Annotated in this window: 14 protein-coding genes and 1 pseudogene; 8 read left to right on the top strand and 7 right to left on the bottom strand. The window is 66.1% G+C overall.

Translation table 11 applies throughout. The annotated features are described in order from the left end of the window. Positions 1-128: 128 nt before the first annotated feature. Positions 129-1,766: a Na+/H+ antiporter gene (locus tag GGR73_RS17470; protein WP_016900897.1), complete on the bottom strand. Its 1,638-nt coding sequence runs from the start codon at positions 1,764-1,766 to the stop codon at positions 129-131. Positions 1,767-2,044: 278 nt separating this feature from the next. Continuing rightward, entirely contained in the window at positions 2,045-2,686 is a 642-nt protein-coding gene (locus GGR73_RS20385) for a hypothetical protein (RefSeq protein ID WP_435013154.1), read from the bottom strand. A gap of 346 nt (positions 2,687-3,032) precedes the next feature. Here GGR73_RS20385 and GGR73_RS17460 point away from each other — a divergent pair, with 346 nt between their 5' ends. Both GGR73_RS17460 and GGR73_RS17455 read left to right on the top strand, forming a co-directional pair. Beyond that, positions 3,033-3,227 carry a hypothetical protein gene (locus GGR73_RS17460; RefSeq protein ID WP_115042717.1) on the top strand — a complete coding sequence of 65 codons (195 nt, stop codon included), beginning with the start codon at positions 3,033-3,035 and terminating at the stop codon, positions 3,225-3,227. Positions 3,228-3,308: 81 nt separating this feature from the next. Beyond that, positions 3,309-3,866, top strand: a complete 558-nt coding sequence (locus tag GGR73_RS17455; RefSeq protein WP_016900899.1) for a fasciclin domain-containing protein — start codon at positions 3,309-3,311, stop codon at positions 3,864-3,866. Positions 3,867-4,341: 475 nt separating this feature from the next. On the opposite strand, the gene GGR73_RS17450 is transcribed toward GGR73_RS17455, so the two are convergent. From GGR73_RS17450 to GGR73_RS17435, 4 genes are all read right to left on the bottom strand, one after another. Continuing rightward, positions 4,342-5,781, bottom strand: coding sequence for a UdgX family uracil-DNA binding protein (locus tag GGR73_RS17450; RefSeq protein ID WP_184458115.1), 1,440 nt, complete (start codon positions 5,779-5,781; stop codon positions 4,342-4,344). Between the two features lie 219 nt (positions 5,782-6,000). After that, positions 6,001-7,245, bottom strand: a complete 1,245-nt coding sequence (locus GGR73_RS17445) for a putative DNA modification/repair radical SAM protein (RefSeq protein ID WP_184458113.1) — start codon at positions 7,243-7,245, stop codon at positions 6,001-6,003. A 385-nt stretch (positions 7,246-7,630) separates the two neighbouring features. Beyond that, entirely contained in the window at positions 7,631-8,461 is an 831-nt protein-coding gene (locus GGR73_RS17440) for a DODA-type extradiol aromatic ring-opening family dioxygenase (protein WP_184458111.1), read from the bottom strand. Positions 8,462-8,492: 31 nt separating this feature from the next. Next, complete coding sequence (locus GGR73_RS17435; protein WP_104541716.1) at positions 8,493-8,903, bottom strand: DoxX family protein; 411 nt, start codon at positions 8,901-8,903, stop codon at positions 8,493-8,495. 105 nt (positions 8,904-9,008) lie between these two features. On the opposite strand from GGR73_RS17435, the gene GGR73_RS17430 reads away from it, so the two are divergent. The 5 genes from GGR73_RS17430 (at position 9,009) to GGR73_RS17410 (ending at position 14,873) form a co-directional block, all read left to right on the top strand. Beyond that, positions 9,009-9,902 (top strand): LysR family transcriptional regulator, encoded by an 894-nt coding sequence (locus tag GGR73_RS17430; RefSeq protein ID WP_184458109.1) that lies wholly within the window; start codon positions 9,009-9,011, stop codon positions 9,900-9,902. 95 nt (positions 9,903-9,997) lie between these two features. After that, complete coding sequence (locus GGR73_RS17425) at positions 9,998-10,567, top strand: flavodoxin family protein (RefSeq protein ID WP_039518741.1); 570 nt, start codon at positions 9,998-10,000, stop codon at positions 10,565-10,567. A 277-nt stretch (positions 10,568-10,844) separates the two neighbouring features. Further along, entirely contained in the window at positions 10,845-11,840 is a 996-nt protein-coding gene (locus tag GGR73_RS17420) for an aldo/keto reductase (RefSeq protein ID WP_024940767.1), read from the top strand. Positions 11,841-11,957: 117 nt separating this feature from the next. After that, positions 11,958-12,653, top strand: coding sequence for a glycosyltransferase (locus GGR73_RS17415; RefSeq protein ID WP_039510084.1), 696 nt, complete (start codon positions 11,958-11,960; stop codon positions 12,651-12,653). Between the two features lie 150 nt (positions 12,654-12,803). Continuing rightward, positions 12,804-14,873: a M13 family metallopeptidase gene (locus GGR73_RS17410; RefSeq protein ID WP_080931480.1), complete on the top strand. Its 2,070-nt coding sequence runs from the start codon at positions 12,804-12,806 to the stop codon at positions 14,871-14,873. 50 nt (positions 14,874-14,923) lie between these two features. Here the strand turns inward: GGR73_RS17410 and GGR73_RS17405 are convergent, their stop codons facing one another. Then, positions 14,924-15,850: an oxygenase MpaB family protein gene (locus GGR73_RS17405; protein WP_065032927.1), complete on the bottom strand. Its 927-nt coding sequence runs from the start codon at positions 15,848-15,850 to the stop codon at positions 14,924-14,926. Between the two features lie 457 nt (positions 15,851-16,307). Between GGR73_RS17405 and GGR73_RS17400 the strand changes: the two are divergent. Then, positions 16,308-17,029 (top strand): annotated as a pseudogene (locus GGR73_RS17400) (hypothetical protein). The last annotated feature ends 216 nt before the right edge of the window (positions 17,030-17,245 follow it).

Below are 17,245 nucleotides of genomic sequence, written 5' to 3'. Positions count from 1 at the left end.
CTCCGTAGGAGCGCGCCTGAGCGCGATGGGGCTTTCCCGCCAACGCCCCATCGCGCCCAGGTGCGCTCCTACCCGAACACGGCAACCGCTGCTGCTCCTGCGATTCCCCACTCCCGATTCCCGCGCGCTCACGCGCGCTTGCGCGACTCGATCAGGTCCAGATTGCGCACCAGCCGGCGCGACAGGTCGTCGGAAATCTCGCGGCGCCTGGCCAGCTTGAACAGCTCGTTGCGCTCGGCCACCAACGCGGCATGGCGGAACTGGCGCAGCGCCTGTTCGTAGGCGCCGGCCTCTTCCGGATCGGTCTCGGCCATGTCCACCGCGCCGAGCTTGCGTTGATAGCGCTGGCTGACCTGGTTGGCGGCGGCGTTGTAGCGCTCGGCATGCTTGCTGCCGTCCACCAGCCGCTGACGCAGTTTTTCCACCGCTTCCAGCGCCGCCTGCGAGGCCGCCTTCACCGCCAAGTCTTCCTTGAGCTGCTCGTCTTCCTCTTCGGGCAATTCCAGCCCGCGCAGCAGCCGCGGCAAGGCCACGCTGGCCACCAGCAGCGACACCAGGATCACCGAGGCGGCCAGGAAGATCGCCAACTGGCGGGCCGGAAACGGCGAGCCGTCTTCCAGCATCAACGGCAGCGTGAGCACGCCGGCCAGGGTGATCGCACCGCGCACGCCGGCCAGCGAGACCGCCACCACGATGCGCCACGGCGGGCTGACATGCTGCTCGCCGCGCCACTGCGCCTTGAAGATGTTCCAGCGCAGCGACAGGAACACCCACACGAAGCGCAACGCCATCAGGCTGGCGCTGATGGTGGCCACGTACACCGCCAGCCACCACGGATTGAGGTGCCCGGCCTCCTGCACGCTGCGCACCGCCCCGTCCAGGATGCCCGGCAACTGTTCGCCCAGCAGCACGAAGATGATGCCGTTGAAGGTGAACTGCACCGTGTCCCACACCGCCGAGCGCTGCAGCCGCATATTGCCCGGCGCGTTGCCGGCCATCTCCACGTAACTCATGGTGACGCCGGCGGCTACTGCGGCCAGGATGCCGGAGGCATGGAAGGCTTCGGCCAGCAAATAGGCCGCGAACGGGGTCAGCAGATTGACCAGGATCGCCGAACCCGGCTCCTCGCCGAAGTGGCGCCAGATCCAGGCCTGGATGCGGCTCAGGCCAAACGTGGTGGCCACGCCCAGCGCCAAGCCGGCCAATGCCACCCACAGGAAGGTCAGCGAGGCGGTGGCGAGCGAGAAGCTGCCGGTCAGCACCGCGGCCACCGCGAACTGGAAGCACACCAGCCCGGAAGCATCGTTGAGCAGGGACTCGCCTTCCAGGATGTGCATCAGCCGCTTGGGGATCGACACCTTGGAGGCGATCGAGGACACCGCCACCGGATCGGTCGGCGAGATGATCGCCGCCAGCGCGAAGGCCACCGCCAGCGGCATCGCCGGGATCAGCCAATGGATCAGCAGGCCCGCACCGATCACGGTGAACACCACCAGCCCCAGCGCCAGCTCGAGGATGGCCGCCTTGTCGCGGAACAGGCCTTGTTTGGGAATGCGCCAGCCATCCAGGAACAGCAGCGGCGGCAGGAACAACAGGAAGAACAACTCCGGTTCCAGCTCGTGCCCGGCATCGAACACACCCGAAACCACCGCGCCAAGCGCAATCTGGACCAACGGCAAGGGCAACGAGAACGGCAGGATGCGGATCAGATAACCGCTGGCCGCGACCGCCAGCAACATGGCGAGGACGACATCGATCGAATGCATGGAAAACCCGGAAGAAGAAACGGTGCGCGCGTGCGGCATCGCATAGTGCAACGCACCATCACGCGCCTACGGAAACATACCGGTTTGCATCCGGCGATGAAACCTTTGCGCCACCTCGCCCGGCTTGCCGTTCGTTGCGGCAGATCTGCCATAGGGGCCCGTCAATGTCACACCGTTGCCGACTCGGGTCGGCGCGGCGCCGTTGGATACGCCAGCGAATGGACGCGCGCGCTCTGTTGCGGGAGCGCCCTGCCAGGCAGTTCACCGACAGACTGCAATCAGCTATGGCGAACGTGCCGCTTCGCATGCGGGGACGATTGCCGCGTGGTCTCGACCGGGACGATGAAGGTCGCTTGCTGTAGTTGCAGCCTGGAGTCGTAGTGACTCACCACCACCTTGACTACCTTGGGCTTTTTCCGGAAGGCATACGGCCACTGCGCGCCGACCATCTGCTGGCCGATCTTCTGGCCGTTGGCGTCTTCCACGAGGTTGAGGTGCACCGGGTAATTGCCTGCACCGCCATTGTCCGCATCGTTGGCATCGACCACATCGATATGGGCTTTTGAAAACGCCAGCGTCGACGGCCCGCCATCCTTGTCGTTGGCGCTGTCATCGAACCCGATGTTCCTGTAGCTGTAACTCACCAGCAGCACCTGCGTGGGACGCCAGGATCCACCGCCATCGTCATGGATGTTCACCTTGACCTGGCGCACGGCATCGACGGTGAACTGCCATTCGCCCGGAACAATCCATTGCTGCCGTGGCCGATAGGCTTCACTGGACGGAGCAACGGCCTTTGCCGGCGTTGGCGTCGAAGCCGGCGCTGCGGCCGAGACCTGCGTGATGCCGCACACCATCACGCTTGCAGCCAGGCATGCTGCCAGTGCCAGCCGCGTGCATTGGGTTTTTTTCTGCGTCATCTAGCTACAACCTTTCTGCGTGATTCGGTGAATTGCGTTGGCCGCAAATGCGGAGCCAGCCTGCAAGGTTCAGCGTCATTATCTGCACTCCACGCTAGCTGAGATAAGTGCAGCCGGTGGCGCGAGGTTACATGACACAAGCAGCAGATCACTACCGTCATCATGCTACAGCCGTGGTTATTTAGTCCGGCTTCACTCACGAACTTATGTAGCAAAAACCACCTGATATTCACGTATTCGATAATCAGGTTGCAGGACCAAAGATAATCCTGCCCGCCCTACTTGCGCTTGCTGGTAACTGTCGTCAGCAACGCATTGAACCTTGCCTGCACTGGCTGCGCATCGCATGGACGGCGGCAAGTCGATCGCGTCCTGTCTGCAATGGCACCTCGACCTGCATCGCTTCGGTTTCGACCACCGGCACATGCCTGGGTTGCAGCTGCCGCCCGAGCCCAGCGAGCGCAACAGGCTGTGTCGACGTCTGCGTTATGACGATCTCGAGCAACGCGGTGCCAGGTACGCCCGTGTAAAAACCGCGTGATGCATCCGCGCTGCATCTACCCGCGTATCCAGCACTACGATTGCCATCCAGGCAGTCGCTTACCCAAAGGATCGATGCCTCATGAAGACCTCATTCCAGTCGCTTGCCATTGCCACCGCCATTGCCCTGACCAGCGCCATGGCCCCCGCTTACGCCGCATCGAACCCGACCGTGGGCGGTGCGCCGATGCTGGTGACCAAGGACATCGTCGACAACGCCGTCAACTCCAAGGACCACACTACCCTGGTCGCCGCGGTCAAGGCCGCCGGCCTGGTCGACACGCTGAAGGGGCCGGGCCCGTTCACCGTGTTTGCCCCGACCAACGCCGCATTCGCCGCCCTGCCGGCCGGCACGGTGGAAACGCTGCTCAAGCCCGAATCCAAGCCCACGCTGACCAAGGTGCTGACCTATCACGTGGTACCGGGCAAGGTCGACGCCGCATCGCTGATCGCCAAGATCAAGGCCGGCGGTGGCAGCGCCTCGCTGACCACCGTGCAGGGCGAGGCGTTGACCGCAAAGCTCAACGGCAAGAAGGTCACCATCACCGATGCCAAGGGCAACACCGCCAACGTCACCATTGCCGATGTCATGCAGAGCAATGGCGTGATTCACGTGGTCGACAAGGTGTTGATGCCGTAACGGCAGCTCGCTGCCTGACGCAGGCAGTCGCAGGCGTATGACCTGCATCGGCGGAACGCAGCCAGGTTCCGTCGATGGGTCGACGACGAACTGCGCACGCCAGCAACGTTCAGAGCAGCTGCATTGCCGCAAGCACTCGGGTAGGCGTGGACGCTGCGCTCGACACCGGCAGGTACGGTGGTGCATGCCGATGTCGAACACCGACCGCGCCTGTCTGACCAACATGCAGCAGTCGTGTCGGCAGCTGCCTCAAGTGATTGGTTGCACTGGCGTTGCACGGCAACGCCAGTGCATCAGCTGCACATGACTTAGGTGTAGACACTGCTGAATCGTTGTATCCGCGCATGCCTGGAAACAAGCTCCAGGCAGCGCCACCACACCGCAAAGCGGCGGTGAGGGAGCCACTGGCTCGCCAGTGGTTCCACTTGGTGTCTCGTTCTCCGACACCGTGCGCGTGCATTTGCACGCGCATTTTTTATGTCTTCGCCATGTGCTCTGCAGCAACCGGTGCATCCAGCAACTGGCGCAAGTCCTCGACAAACCCGCGGTAGCCTTCCTCGCGCGCGGCCTCCGAGCCCTGCCGCAATACCCAGGAGGGATGCACGGTGGTCAGCACCGGCGTGCCGTCGTCCAGCCGCTGCCACTGGCCGCGCTGCTGCATCAAGCGAAAGCTGCTTCCCAACACCGCCTGTGCCGCGGTCGCGCCCAGGCAGACGATCTGCGCCGGACGCAGCTGCGCGCGTTCGGCATGCAACCAGCCGCTGCAGGCCTGCACATGCGACCGTTCCGGGTTGCGATGCAGCCGCCGCTTGCCGCGTTGCTCGAAGCGGAAATGCTTGACCGCATTGGTCACGTAGACCGTGGCGCGGTCGATGCCGATTTCGCCCAGCGCCATGTTGAACAAACGCCCGGCCGGCCCGACGAACGGACGCCCGCTCAGATCCTCTTCGTCGCCGGGCTGCTCACCGATCACCATCACCGACGCATCGCTCGGCCCTTCGCCGAACACCGTCTGCGTTGCCGGCTGCCATAACGCGCAACGCCGGCAATCGCGCGCGGCCACACGCAACTGCGCCAGGCTTTGCGTGGCCACTTCCGGCGTCGGCGCCGGCGCCGCCGGCACTCGCCGCCGCACCGGCTCGGGCGCACGCTCGGCCATCTCGCGCACGCGCACCCCGGCCTCGCGGATCAGCTCCGGCAACAGGCTCGCCTCGGGCAGGTTCTTCCAGTATTTCTGCGGCATTTCCTGCCGCATCATGGTCGGATTGAGACGCGCCGGATTGAAGATATGCGCGTAATAGGTGCGCCAGAGCGTCTCCTGCGCATCGTCGGCCGGCACCTGGGTGCGCACGGCGCCCTCGCCGAACGTCAACGCCTCACCGTCCCAGCGCACGCTGCGATACGGGGTGAGGATCGCCCAGCGCATGCCGGCGAAGCGGCGCGCGAAAAACGGCGCCACCCGATCCACGATCCAATGTTCGGGCTCGAACCACGCCACGAAGTCTTCTTCTTCCACCGGCAAACGCCGAAAGCGCACGAACGCCTTCATCTTGTGCGTATCGCGCTGCACCGCCTTTTGCCACTGCGTCACCCGATGCACATCGACATCGGTGGCCCGCTCCAGCAGCGCGCGCTCGCCGCAGGCCACCCGCCACAACAGCCGGTACAGCACCGCATAGCGCTGCGGATCGCGGTGACACAACACCGCTCCGGCCATCTGCAGGAACTCCGCCGACACCCGCGGCGCCGCAGCCACGGCCGGCAAATCCAGCAGCCCCTGCCCCATCAACAAGCCGCCCTGCGCTCCGCCATTCCATGCGATGGAGTCGGGCTCCACCTGCGCGCACCACCCTGCCCGCGCCAGCGCACGCCATGCTGCAAGGCTCCAGCCCGGCTCGACGTCAGCGTTGAACATCGCGGTGGTCAGGATGGAGAGGTGGGATTGGGGATTTGGGATTGGGGATTCGCAAAGCGTCGCGTTCCTGTGTCAGCACTGGCGTTCGGTGGCCTTTGCGCTTTCGGCGGTCTTTGCACTTGATGCCATCCTTCTCCGCCTTTCGGGCAGCTTGCCCGGCTACACGGCAGACGCCAGCGGACGCGGCGGTGCGCCGGATGGCGGCGGCCAGCTGCGGTTTCAATCGAACAGACTCGCCTGCCGGGGTGCCGGCGCCAGTTGCGCGCGCAAGCGCATCGGGTCGTCCAGGCGCTGGCGCGGATGATGGTCCAGCACGCTCACAAACGGCAGCAGCTTCTTCATCGGCACCCGCAACCGCGCCAGGTCGCCCACCCGCAGGCGCGCATGCCGGCGCGACAACAACAGGCGCTCCACATTGCGGGTGCCCAGGCCCGGCACCCGTAGCAGCATCTCGCGCGGCGCCGCGTTCAGATCCACCGGAAACCGCTCCGGATTGCGTAGCGCCCAGGCCAGCTTCGGATCCACGTCCAGATCGAGCATGCCGCTGGACTGCGCCGGTGCGATCTCCTCCACGCTGAACTCGTAGAAGCGCAGCAACCAGTCGGCCTGATACAGCCGGTGCTCGCGCTGCAACGGCGGTGCCTGCAGCGGCAATTTGGACGAGGCATCCGGGATCGGGCTGAAGGCCGAGTAATACACCCGGCGCATCCGGTAATTGCCGTAGAGATTGTGGCTGGTGTCCAGGATGCTGCGATCGTTGGCATCGTCGGCGCCGACGATCATCTGCGTGCTCTGCCCGGCCGGTGCAAAGCGCGGCGGCTTGGCGCGGCGCAGCTTTTCGGCCTTACGCTCCAGCTGGTTTTCTTCGATGCGCCAACGCAGTTCGCCCATTGCCGAGCGAATGCCGCCAACGCTTTTTTCCGGCGCCAGCAGCGTCAATCCCTGCTCGGTCGGCAGCTCCACGTTGATGCTCAGGCGGTCGGCATAGCGGCCGGCGGCGGCCAGCAATTCCGGCGTGGCATCGGGGATGGTCTTGAGGTGGATGTAGCCGGCGAAGTGATGCACCTCGCGCAGCTGCCGCGCCACTTCCACCAGCTGCTCCATCGTGTAATCGGAGTTGCGGATGATGCCGCTGGACAGGAACAGGCCTTCGATGTAATTGCGCTTGTAGAAGTCCAGCGTCAGCGTGACCACTTCTTCCGGCGTGAAGCGCGCACGGCGCACATTGCTGGACACGCGGTTGACGCAATACGCGCAATCGAACACGCAGAAATTGGTGAGCAGGATCTTCAACAGCGACACGCAGCGGCCGTCGGGCGTGTACGAGTGGCAGATGCCCATGCCCTCGGTGCTGCCGATCCCGCCGGTGCCGAGCGAATTGCGCTTGTTCGCGCCACTGGAGGCGCAGGACGCGTCGTATTTGGCCGCATCGGCCAGCACTGCGAGTTTGTCGAGGATTTTCACGCAAGCAGCATGTCGTGAAGGCGTCTCAGCCTATGAGACTGCACCGCATTTCATCGTGAATGCTTCAGAGCGCTGCGCTGCCGGCACTTGTCGCAGCATGCCTTGTGGCTGCGCTGCCGGCACTTGTGGGCAGCATGCCTTGGCTGCGCTGCCGGCGCTTGTCGGCAGCATGCCTTGTCGCTGCGGGCCGGTGTGCCGTAGGTACCAAGCCGTATCGCCATGGGTCTTGCGGGCTATAGCTACCGCACCACACCTGCTTGCAGCGGCACTAATTGGCCACATGCCATGGCTTGCATGCGGCTGGGTGGTGCCTCGGGATTGCGGGGCCGACATGCTGCCTGCCCCGTCGATAGCGACGGTGCAGGCGTGCTGCGGTCGCCTGGACTCAGGCGGCGACCGGGCCCGCAAGCGCGCGATCATTACCGGGATCGCCGTCGAACCGGTAGATATCCATCGCCAGAAACCCCGCGTCGATGCCGGCATCGATGCGCTGTGCGCCGAGCCGGTCGGCGCCGGCGGCGCCCATCGCCACGTACAGCGGCAACAGGTGCTCGTCGGTGGGATGCGCCCGTGCCGCATGCGGTGCCTGCCGGCGATAGTCCAGCAACGCGGCGATGTCGTCCTCCACCAGTTTGCGCTCGGTCCACTCGATGAAGGGCCGCACATACGGCACCTCGCGCTCGGCACTGTAGCCATGGCGGAAGTCGTGCAGGTTATGGGTGATGCTGCCCGAGCCGATCACCAGCACCCCGTCTTCGCGCAGCGGCGCCAGCGCGCGGCCGACCGCAAACTGGTGCGCCGGGCCCAGCTCGGGCTGGATCGACACCGACACCACCGGGATGTCGGCGGCCGGATACAGCAGGCGCAGCGGCACCCACACGCCATGATCGAAGCCGCGCTGCGGATCCAGGTGCGGATGCAGGCCGGCCTGTTCCAGCCGGCGCAGGATCTGCTGCGCCAGCGCCGGCTCGCCGGGCGCGGGATATTCCAGCTCGTACAGCGGCGCCGGAAAGCCGCCGAAGTCATGGATGGTGGGCGGCCGCGCCGCGCCGCTGACCAGCGGGCGACGGCCCAGCCAGTGCGCGGATGCCACCACGATCGCGCGCGGCCGCGGCAAGGTCTGCGCGAGCTCGGCCAGGCGCTCGCCGACCTGCCCTGGCTGCAGCGCAGTCATCGGCGATCCGTGCGAGATGTACAGGGAAGGCAAACGGGTCATGGCGTACTCCTCGGAAGAACGACAGGCAGCCTCAACGCGCCGGCTTCAGCGCCCACGCGCCTTCGCCGAGCAGGGCTTGCACGATCAGCAAGACCGCCCACAGCGCCGGGTATTCCCAGCCGCCGCCCGGATTGGAGAAACCGAAGCCGTTGCCGCCGTGCACGCTGACGATGGTGCCCAGCAGCAGCGGCACGCCCAGCAACCCGATCCAGCGCGCATAGATGCCCAGCAGCAGGGACAGGCCCAGACCCAGTTCCAGCGCAATGGTGAGATAGGCCAGCGCGCCCGGCAGGCCCAGCGAGTGGAAATAGGCCACGGTGCCGGCCGGGGTGAACACCAGCAGCTTGGTCAGGCCGTGGACCAGGAACAGCGCGCCCAGGCTGATGCGCAACAAGGCGGCGCCGTAGGCAGCGGTACGCGGGGAAGCAAGCGAGGTGGACATTGGACGGACTTCGGTGAGGACCTGCACAGCCTATTGCTTACAAATTTCTGATAAATAGTTTTAGTTCGGATAATTTATTGCGATCAAAGCAACAATCGGACACCCATGGATACCCTCGATGCGATGCGCGTGTTCGCGGCAGTGGCCGAACGCAGCGGCTTCAGTGCGGCCGCCGATGCGCTGGACCGCTCTACCGCCAGCGTGACCAGGCAGGTCGCCGCGCTCGAGCAACGGCTGGGCACCCGCCTGCTCAATCGCACCACCCGGCGGGTCAGCCTGACCAGCGCCGGCACCGCGTATTACCAGCGCTGCCTGCAACTGCTGGCCGACCTGGACGATCTGGAGGCCACGGTCGGCGCGCAGGCGCTGGAGCCGGCCGGGGTGCTGCGGGTCAATGCGCCGGTGAGCTATGGCATCGAGCGCCTGGCCGCGCTGCTGCCGGGCTTTTGCGCGCGCTACCCGCAGGTGGAACTGGACCTGTCGCTGTCGGACCGGCTGGTGGACATGGTCGAAGAAGGTTTCGATGTCGCCATCCGTATTACCCGGCAGCCGGCGCCGACGCTGATCGCCCGGCGCCTGGGCACGGTCCGCCTGGTGCCGTGCGCGGCGCCGGCCTACCTGGCCCGTGCCGGCACCCCGATGCATCCGTCCGACCTGGCCGGCCACGAATGCCTGCTGTACCACTACTCGCCCAACGGCGACGAGGTGCGCTTCCATGGGCCCGATGGCGATAGCGATGTGCGCATCCACGGCAGCCTGCGCGCCAACAACGGGCATGTGCTGAGCGCAGCGGCGGTGGCCGGCCTGGGCATCGCGATGCAGCCGGACTTCCTGGCCGACGAGCATCTGGCCGCCGGCCGGCTGGTGCGCATCCTTCCGCAGTACGCACTGGGGGAGATCGGCATCTTTGCCGTCTATACCAGCCGCAGCCACCTGGCCCCGAAGGTGCGCAGCTTCATCGACTACCTGGTCAACAGCATGGGCGATCCCGGGCGCTGATGAGCCCGGCAACAGTACGTCCCGTCGATGGTCATTAACCTGACACGGCATGTGTGGTCACAATCGGGCCCCCACCCGGATCAACAGGATTGCGCATGAGCAAGATCGCCATCATCTACTTCAGCGGCTACGGCCACACCGTCAAACTGGCCGAAGCCGTGCATGCCGGCGCTGCCAGCGTCGGCGAGGCCACGCTGTACCGCATCGATCAGGACGGCAACCTGCCCGATGACGCCTGGGAGGCGATCGGCGCAGCCGACGCCATCATCTACGGCAGCCCCACCTACATGGGCGGGCCGGCGTGGCAGTTCAAGAAGTTTGCCGACGCCAGCTCCAAGCCGTGGTTTGCGCAGGCCTGGAAGGACAAGATCGCCGCCGGCTTCACCAACTCGGCCTCGGTGAACGGCGACAAGTACGCCACCATCCAGTATTTCTGGACGCTGTCGCAGCAGCACGGCCAGGTCTGGGTGGGTACCGGCCTGCTGCCGTCCAACACCAAGGCGCACGGTCCGCAGGACATCAACTGGACCGCCGGCTCGGCAGGCGCGCTGGCGATCTCGCCCTCCGATGCCTCGCCGGAAGAGGCGCCGCGCAGCGGCGATCTGGAAACCGCCAAGCTGCTCGGCAAGCGCGTGGCCGAATTCGCCGGCAAGCTCAAGGGCTGAAGCGGCCAGTGGTAGCGCCTACGTAAGAACACCCGCGTATGGCGGTGGGCCCTGGCCTGCCGCCATGCGCGGGTTTTGCGTGGAGTCGCGTCGAGCGCCCGGATTTTTTGCACTGTGCTGCCGACTGCTTGGCTGTGCACCGTTTGCCTGTGCGCCCAGCGGACGCCACGGCAGCCCGCCAGCCGCCCACAGCGCCGTCATCGCACGGGCCACATCGTGCTAACGCGCGCCGCCGCATCCTCCCCTGACTTGTTCGCCGCACGGAGTTTCCTCCACCATGCAAACCCGCACGCTTGGCCGTTCCGGCCCCACCGTCTCTGCGCTCGGCCTCGGCTGTATGGGCATGAGCGCGTTCTACGGCGATCGCAGCGACGAGGCCGGCTCGATCGCGGTGATCCATCGCGCCCTCGACCACGGCGTCAGCCTGCTCGACACCGCCGACATGTACGGCCCGCACACCAATGAAATCCTCGTCGGCAAGGCCATTGCCGCGCGCCGGCACGAGGTGTTTCTGGCCACCAAGTTCGGCATCAAGCTCGACCCCAACGACCCGTCGGTGCGCGGCATCGACGGCAGCCCGGACTATGTGCAGGCGGCCTGCGAAGCCAGCCTGCGCCGCCTGGGCGTGGAGCACATCGACTTGTACTACCAGCACCGTGTGGACCCCAACGTGCCGATCGAAGACACCGTTGGTGCAATGTCGCGTCTGGTCGAACAGGGCAAGGTGCGCTTCCTGGGGCTGTCGGAGGCCGCTGCAGCCACCATCCGCCGTGCGCATGCGGTGCATCCCATCACCGCGGTGCAGACCGAATACTCGCTGTGGTCGCGCGAGCCCGAGGACAACGGCGTCTTTGCCACCGTGCGCGAGCTCGGGATCGGCTTCGTTCCGTATTCGCCGCTGGGCCGCGGGTTCCTGACCGGCGCATTCGCCTCGCCGGACGACTTCGAGGCCGACGATTACCGTCGCCATTCGCCGCGTTTCCAGGGCGAGAACTTCACCCGCAACCTGCAACTGGTGGAACAGGTCAAGGCGATCGCCGCCGACAAGGGCATCACGCCGGGTCAGCTGGCGCTGGCCTGGGTGCTGGCGCAGGGCCAGGACCTGGTGCCGATCCCGGGCACCAAGCGGCTGGCCTACCTGGAAGAAAACCTCGGCGCGCTCGATGTAGCGCTGATGCCGGACGAGCTCGCACGCATCGATGCGATCTTCCCGTTGCAGGCCGCGTCCGGTACGCGGTATCCGGAAGCGATGATGGGCGCGCTCAGCCGCTGAGCGTGCTCACGTGAGTGCACGCAGTCGCAGCTGTGCGGCGATTGCATGCGCTCACGCCATCGCACCGGTATGGCTCGCACACTTGGCATCACCACCGTCCGAGTGCCACGTCCCGCCATGCTGTCCTTCGTGATCCCCGCCCATGACGAGGCCGTATTGATCGGCCAGACGCTGCAATGCCTGCACGCCTGTGCGCAGGCCATGCAGCTGGACTACGAGGTCATCGTGGTGGCCGATGCCTGCGAGGACGACACCGCCGCCATCGCGCGCGCGGCCGGTGCGCAGGTGCTGGAGGTGCAATTGCGCCATATCGCCGCCACCCGCAATGCCGGCGTGCAGCAGGCGCAGGGCGATCGCCTGCTGTTTCTGGACGCCGATACGCTGATCAATCCGCAGGTGGTCGGCGCGGCGCTGGCGGCGCTGGATGCCGGCGCGGTCGGCGGTGGCGCGCAGGTACATCTGCAGGGCAGGCGCGCGTGGTTCGAACGCATGGCGCAGGCGACGTTCGGCTGGCTGTTCCGTCTCAGCGGCATTGCCCCGGGCTGCTTCCTGTTCTGCACGCGCGCGGCATTCGTCAGCGCCGGCGGCTTCGATACGCGTTATTACGCCGGCGAAGACGTGGCATTGAGCCGCGCGCTGGCACGCTGCGGGCGGTTCGTGATCCTGCGCCAGACCGTGCACACCTCCGACCGCAAGCTGCGCAGCTTTTCCAAGCGCGAGCACCTGAGCCTGCTGCTGCGCTTTCTATGGCGCGGGCGCGGCATGCTGCAGACCCGCGATGCGCTGGGTTTCTGGTACCAGCGCCGGCGCTGAACCGCGCGTGTCCGCAGGCCGCCATGCCGGCCGCGCGCTGCCATCGCGTCGGGACGTGGCGACGGCGGCAATTTACACTGGTATGTCTGTTTTTCGTTTCCGAGTTGCACTCGCATGGCTCTTCTGCACCGCCCCGTCCTGATCGCTGCGCTGTCGGCTGCCCTGCTGAGCACCGCCGCGTGCCACCGGGATGGCACTTCACCGGCAACGACGGCGCACGCCAAGCCCGCGCCCACCACGCCCAAGCTGGGCGATTTCGGTTTCGATGCGGCAGGCATGGACCGCAGCGTGGCACCAGGCGACGACTTCTTCAGCTACGCCAGCGGCAACTGGGTCAGGACCACCCAGATCCCGGACGACCGCTCCAGCTTCAACAGCTTCGTCAGCATCGCGATCGAGACCGAGCAGCACAGCCGCGACATCATCGAGGGCGCCGCCGCCAACGACCGTGTCACCGGCGAAGACAAGCAGATTGGCGATTACTACGCGGCCTACATGGACGAAGCCGGCATCGAGGCCAAGGGCGTGCGCCCGGTGCAACCGGAACTGGACGCGATTGCGCAGCTGGATGACAAGCAGGCGCTGGCGCGCACCCTGGGCGGCCAGCTGCGCGCCGATGTGGATCTGCTCAACTCCACCAACTTCCACACCGACCGGCTGTTCGGTCTGTGGATCTCGCAGGATCTGCATCACCCGGGCCGCTACGTGCCGTATCTGGTGCAGGGCGGCCTGGGCATGCCGGACCGTAGCTTCTATCTGGACGACGGGCGCATGACGCAGATGCGCGACGCCTACCGCGCGCACATCGTCAAGCTGCTGGAACTGGCCGGCATCGATGACGCGGCGGCCAGGGCCGAGCGGATCCTGGCCCTGGAAACCGCGATGGCGCGCGTGCACGCCACCGCCGAACAGACCAACAACGTGCAGGCCGGCGCCAACCCCTGGAAACAGGCCGATTTTGCGCGTAACGCGCCCGGCCTGGACTGGGCGCCGTTCTTCGAAGCGGCCGGCCTGAAGGCGCAGCAGGACTTCATCGTCTGGCAGCCCGGCGCGGTGACCGGGTTGTCGGCGCTGGTGCGCTCCGAGTCGCTGCAGACCTGGAAGGATTACCTGAGCTTTCGCGCCCTGGACCGCGCCTCGCCGTATCTGTCCAAGGCCTTTGCCGATGAGCGCTTTGCGTTCTACGGCACCACGCTGGAAGGCACACCGCAACAACGGCAGCGCTGGAAGCGCGGTATCGACGCCACCAACGCGGCCCTGGGCGAAGCGGTGGGCGAGCGCTATGTGCAGAAGTACGTCAGCGCCCAGACCAAGACGCGTGCCGAGGAGATGGTCAGGAACATCGTCACCGCCTTCGGCAAACGCATCGACGCGCTGGAGTGGATGAGCCCGCAGACCAAGCAGCATGCCAAGGCCAAGATTTCCGGGCTGACGGTGGCGGTGGGCTATCCGGACACCTGGCGCGACTACAGCGCGCTGGATGTGCGCCGCGACGACGCGCTGGGAAATGTGCAGCGCGCCGAGCTGTTCGAGTACCGGCGCAATCTGGCCAAGCTGGGCAAGGCCGTGGATCACCGCGAGTGGTACATGCTGCCGCAGGAGGTCAACGCGCTGAACGTACCGCTGGAAAACCGCCTGCTGTTTCCGGCCGCGATCCTGCAGCCGCCGTTCTTCGACCCGGCCGCCGACGACGCGGTGAACTACGGCGCCATCGGCGCGGTGATCGGCCACGAGATCAGCCACAGCTTCGACAACATGGGCGCGCAGTTCGACGAACATGGCGAGCTGCACAACTGGTGGACGCCGCAGGATCTGAAAAAATTCGAGGCCGCCGGCAATGCGCTCGCCGCGCAGTTCAGCGCGTACAAGCCGTTCGACGACCTGAGCGTCAACGGCAAGCTGACGCTGGGCGAGAACATCGCCGATGTCGCCGGCCTGGCCACTGCCTACGACGCCTATCAGCTGTCGCTGCAGGGCAAGCAGCCGCAGACCATCGACGGTTTCAGCCCGGACCAGCGCTTTTTCCTGGGCTTTGCCCAGGCCTGGCGCGGCAAGTACCGCGACGCGGCGCTACGCAATGCCGTGCTCACCGACGTGCACGCACCCGGACGTTTCCGCGCGCAGACCGTGCGCAACCTCGATGCCTGGTATCCGGCGTTCAATGTGCAGCAGGGCGAGCAGTTGTACCTGCCGCCCGAGCAGCGGGTGCGGATCTGGTAGCCAGCCCCCGCGTCACACCACCGCCCTGCATACCAGGCAAGCACCCGCACTCACTGCGCCCCGGGCCACTCCAGCAACATCGTCTGCGGCAGCTGCATGCGGCGGCAGGCGCGTGCGGACAGCCCGTCGCGTAGCGCGGTGCGGAACAGGGGCGACAGGCTGCGCAACAGCCGCGCCGACGCGTGTGCCTGTGCACGCTGCGTGGTGGTGCGGCCGAGCATGTCGCTGGCCCAGCCCGGCAACAGGGCGGTACCGGCACCGAGGAATACCCCGCGCGACAGACCGGCCGCCGGCACCGGCAACTGGATGCTGGTGAGGATGTCGAGCACCTCGCGCGAGCGCGTGTCCATGCGCAACTGCCCGCGCACGGTGGCGAAATACGCATCGACCTGCGCTTCGCTGGCGGGCACATCGGCGGCGCCCAGCGCTTCGGCAACGCGGCGCGCTTCGTCGTAGTAACGATCGGCAATGTGCGCCGGCACGTCGCGGCAATAACGTCGGCAGCCCTGCAGAAAACCGTAGGCTTCGGTGACGTGCACCCAGGTCAGCAACTGCGGGTCGTTGGCGTCGTACGGCACGCCGTCGGCGGTGTGGCCGTGGATATGCGAATGGATGCTGCGCACGCGGGCGATCAGTTGCTCGGCCTCGGCGCGCGGGGCATAGGTGGTGCCGGCGACGAAGTTGGTGGTGCGCCGCAACCGCCCGATCAGGTCGGCGCGGAAGTTGGAATGGTCGTAGACCCCGGCCAGCGCGCGTGGGTGCAGCAGCTGCAGCATCAATGCGCACAGTCCGCCGGACAACATGCCGGGGAATTCGGAATGCACGCGCCAGGTGACGCTGTCGGGCCCGAAGATGCCGGGATCCCCGAGTGGCTGGTCGTAATCGATGGTGCTCTGGCCACGCGGAAACGCGCCCAGCACCCAGCGATGGATCTGCCTGGCGGCGGGAGCAGTGAGGGTACGCAGGACGGCTGACATGCGCGCAAGGATACCTAGGCGGTTGCAAGACCGCGTCGTGGTGCTGAGGGGCTGGGATTGGGGATTGGGGATTGGGGATTGGGGATTCGGGATTGGTGAAAGGCGGCGGCGTGTGCGCTGCTCGTCTCCATGCGTGCCGACATTCTCGGCGGGTGCTTGCCCGCCCGTGGGACCTTGCGCGGCATGCATGCTTGCGCGGCGCTCACGCGATCTGTACGCCGGACTGGGTCGCGCCGGTCGCAACCGCTGCGGATGCAATCACGCAGGTGGGAGTGTGCAGTGCAACAAGAATCACGGCGCACCGCAGCTGCGATCGCCCGGCAAACGCTGCAAATCGCCTGAATACCGCGATTTGTGCGCCGGTACGCAGGATTGGCTGGCCTTCGGCGCGCAGCAGGCATTGCCAAGCACGGCGAAAGTGCTAGAACTAGGGCCGTCCGTGTACCGGCCAGCATCACTGCCAGCCGCTGCCCGGTCGCTCCAGGGCACCGGCGCGTTGCCGGGTGCAGCAAGTCGTTCGTACCAGCCATCCGTCAGGAGCTTGTCATGATCGCTTTGTTCCAGGGTTTGGGCCTGCTATTGCAGGACAACGCACTCCATCGGCTCTCCTTCGACGAGCAGGTCGCGCACTGGCGCGAAAAGACCGACGAACAGCTCGACCAGGAGCTCAATCTGCTCAAGGTGGCCAAGAAACAGTGGGTGATCGCCTCGATCATCGGCTGGCAGGCGATCTCGCTGGTACTGCTGGGCGTGATCACCCACCAGCTCTGGCAGAACGACTACCACCTGACCTTCAGCCGCGTGGTGATCATCTTTACTTCGTGGGCGTCGATCCTGTTCGTCATGTGGTACATCGCCGATCTGTTCGACCACAGCGCCGGTTTCGAACGCTGGCTGCGCGCCTTCAACAGCCGTGCACGGGTCACCCCGGATGCCGACTCGGTCGAATGCGTGGCCGATGCGCTGGACATGACCCGCCGCTATCCAGAAGTGCTGCGCTACAAGCAGGAGGTCAGTTCCAAGCGCGAGCTGCGCCACGAGGACATCGTCAACATGCGCGAGATGGGGCGGCTGCGTCGCTACACCGAATTGCTGCGTGATCTGGACCGCTTCGATGGTGCGCCGCGGCTGGTGACCAATACCGCTCCCCACAGCGCGGCGGCGGGGACGCTGGCGTAGCGGTGTGGCGATGGATGCGGTGATTGCCGCAAGGCATCGGCAAGGCCGCGCGCCTGACGAAACGTTCTGATTGATCTGCCCGACGTCCGATCGCAACACGGCGTGCGCTGCCAGGCGGCGCCGGTCGCTGCACTCCATCGCGTGCGTGACGACCAACAAAAAACGGCCGGTGCAGTGCACCGGCCGTTCCTGTTTGCGGCGTCCGGAGACAGACGC

It is taken from the genome of Xanthomonas sp. F14 (genome assembly GCF_014199865.1).
This window is presented reverse-complemented; position numbering and strand designations above follow the sequence as displayed.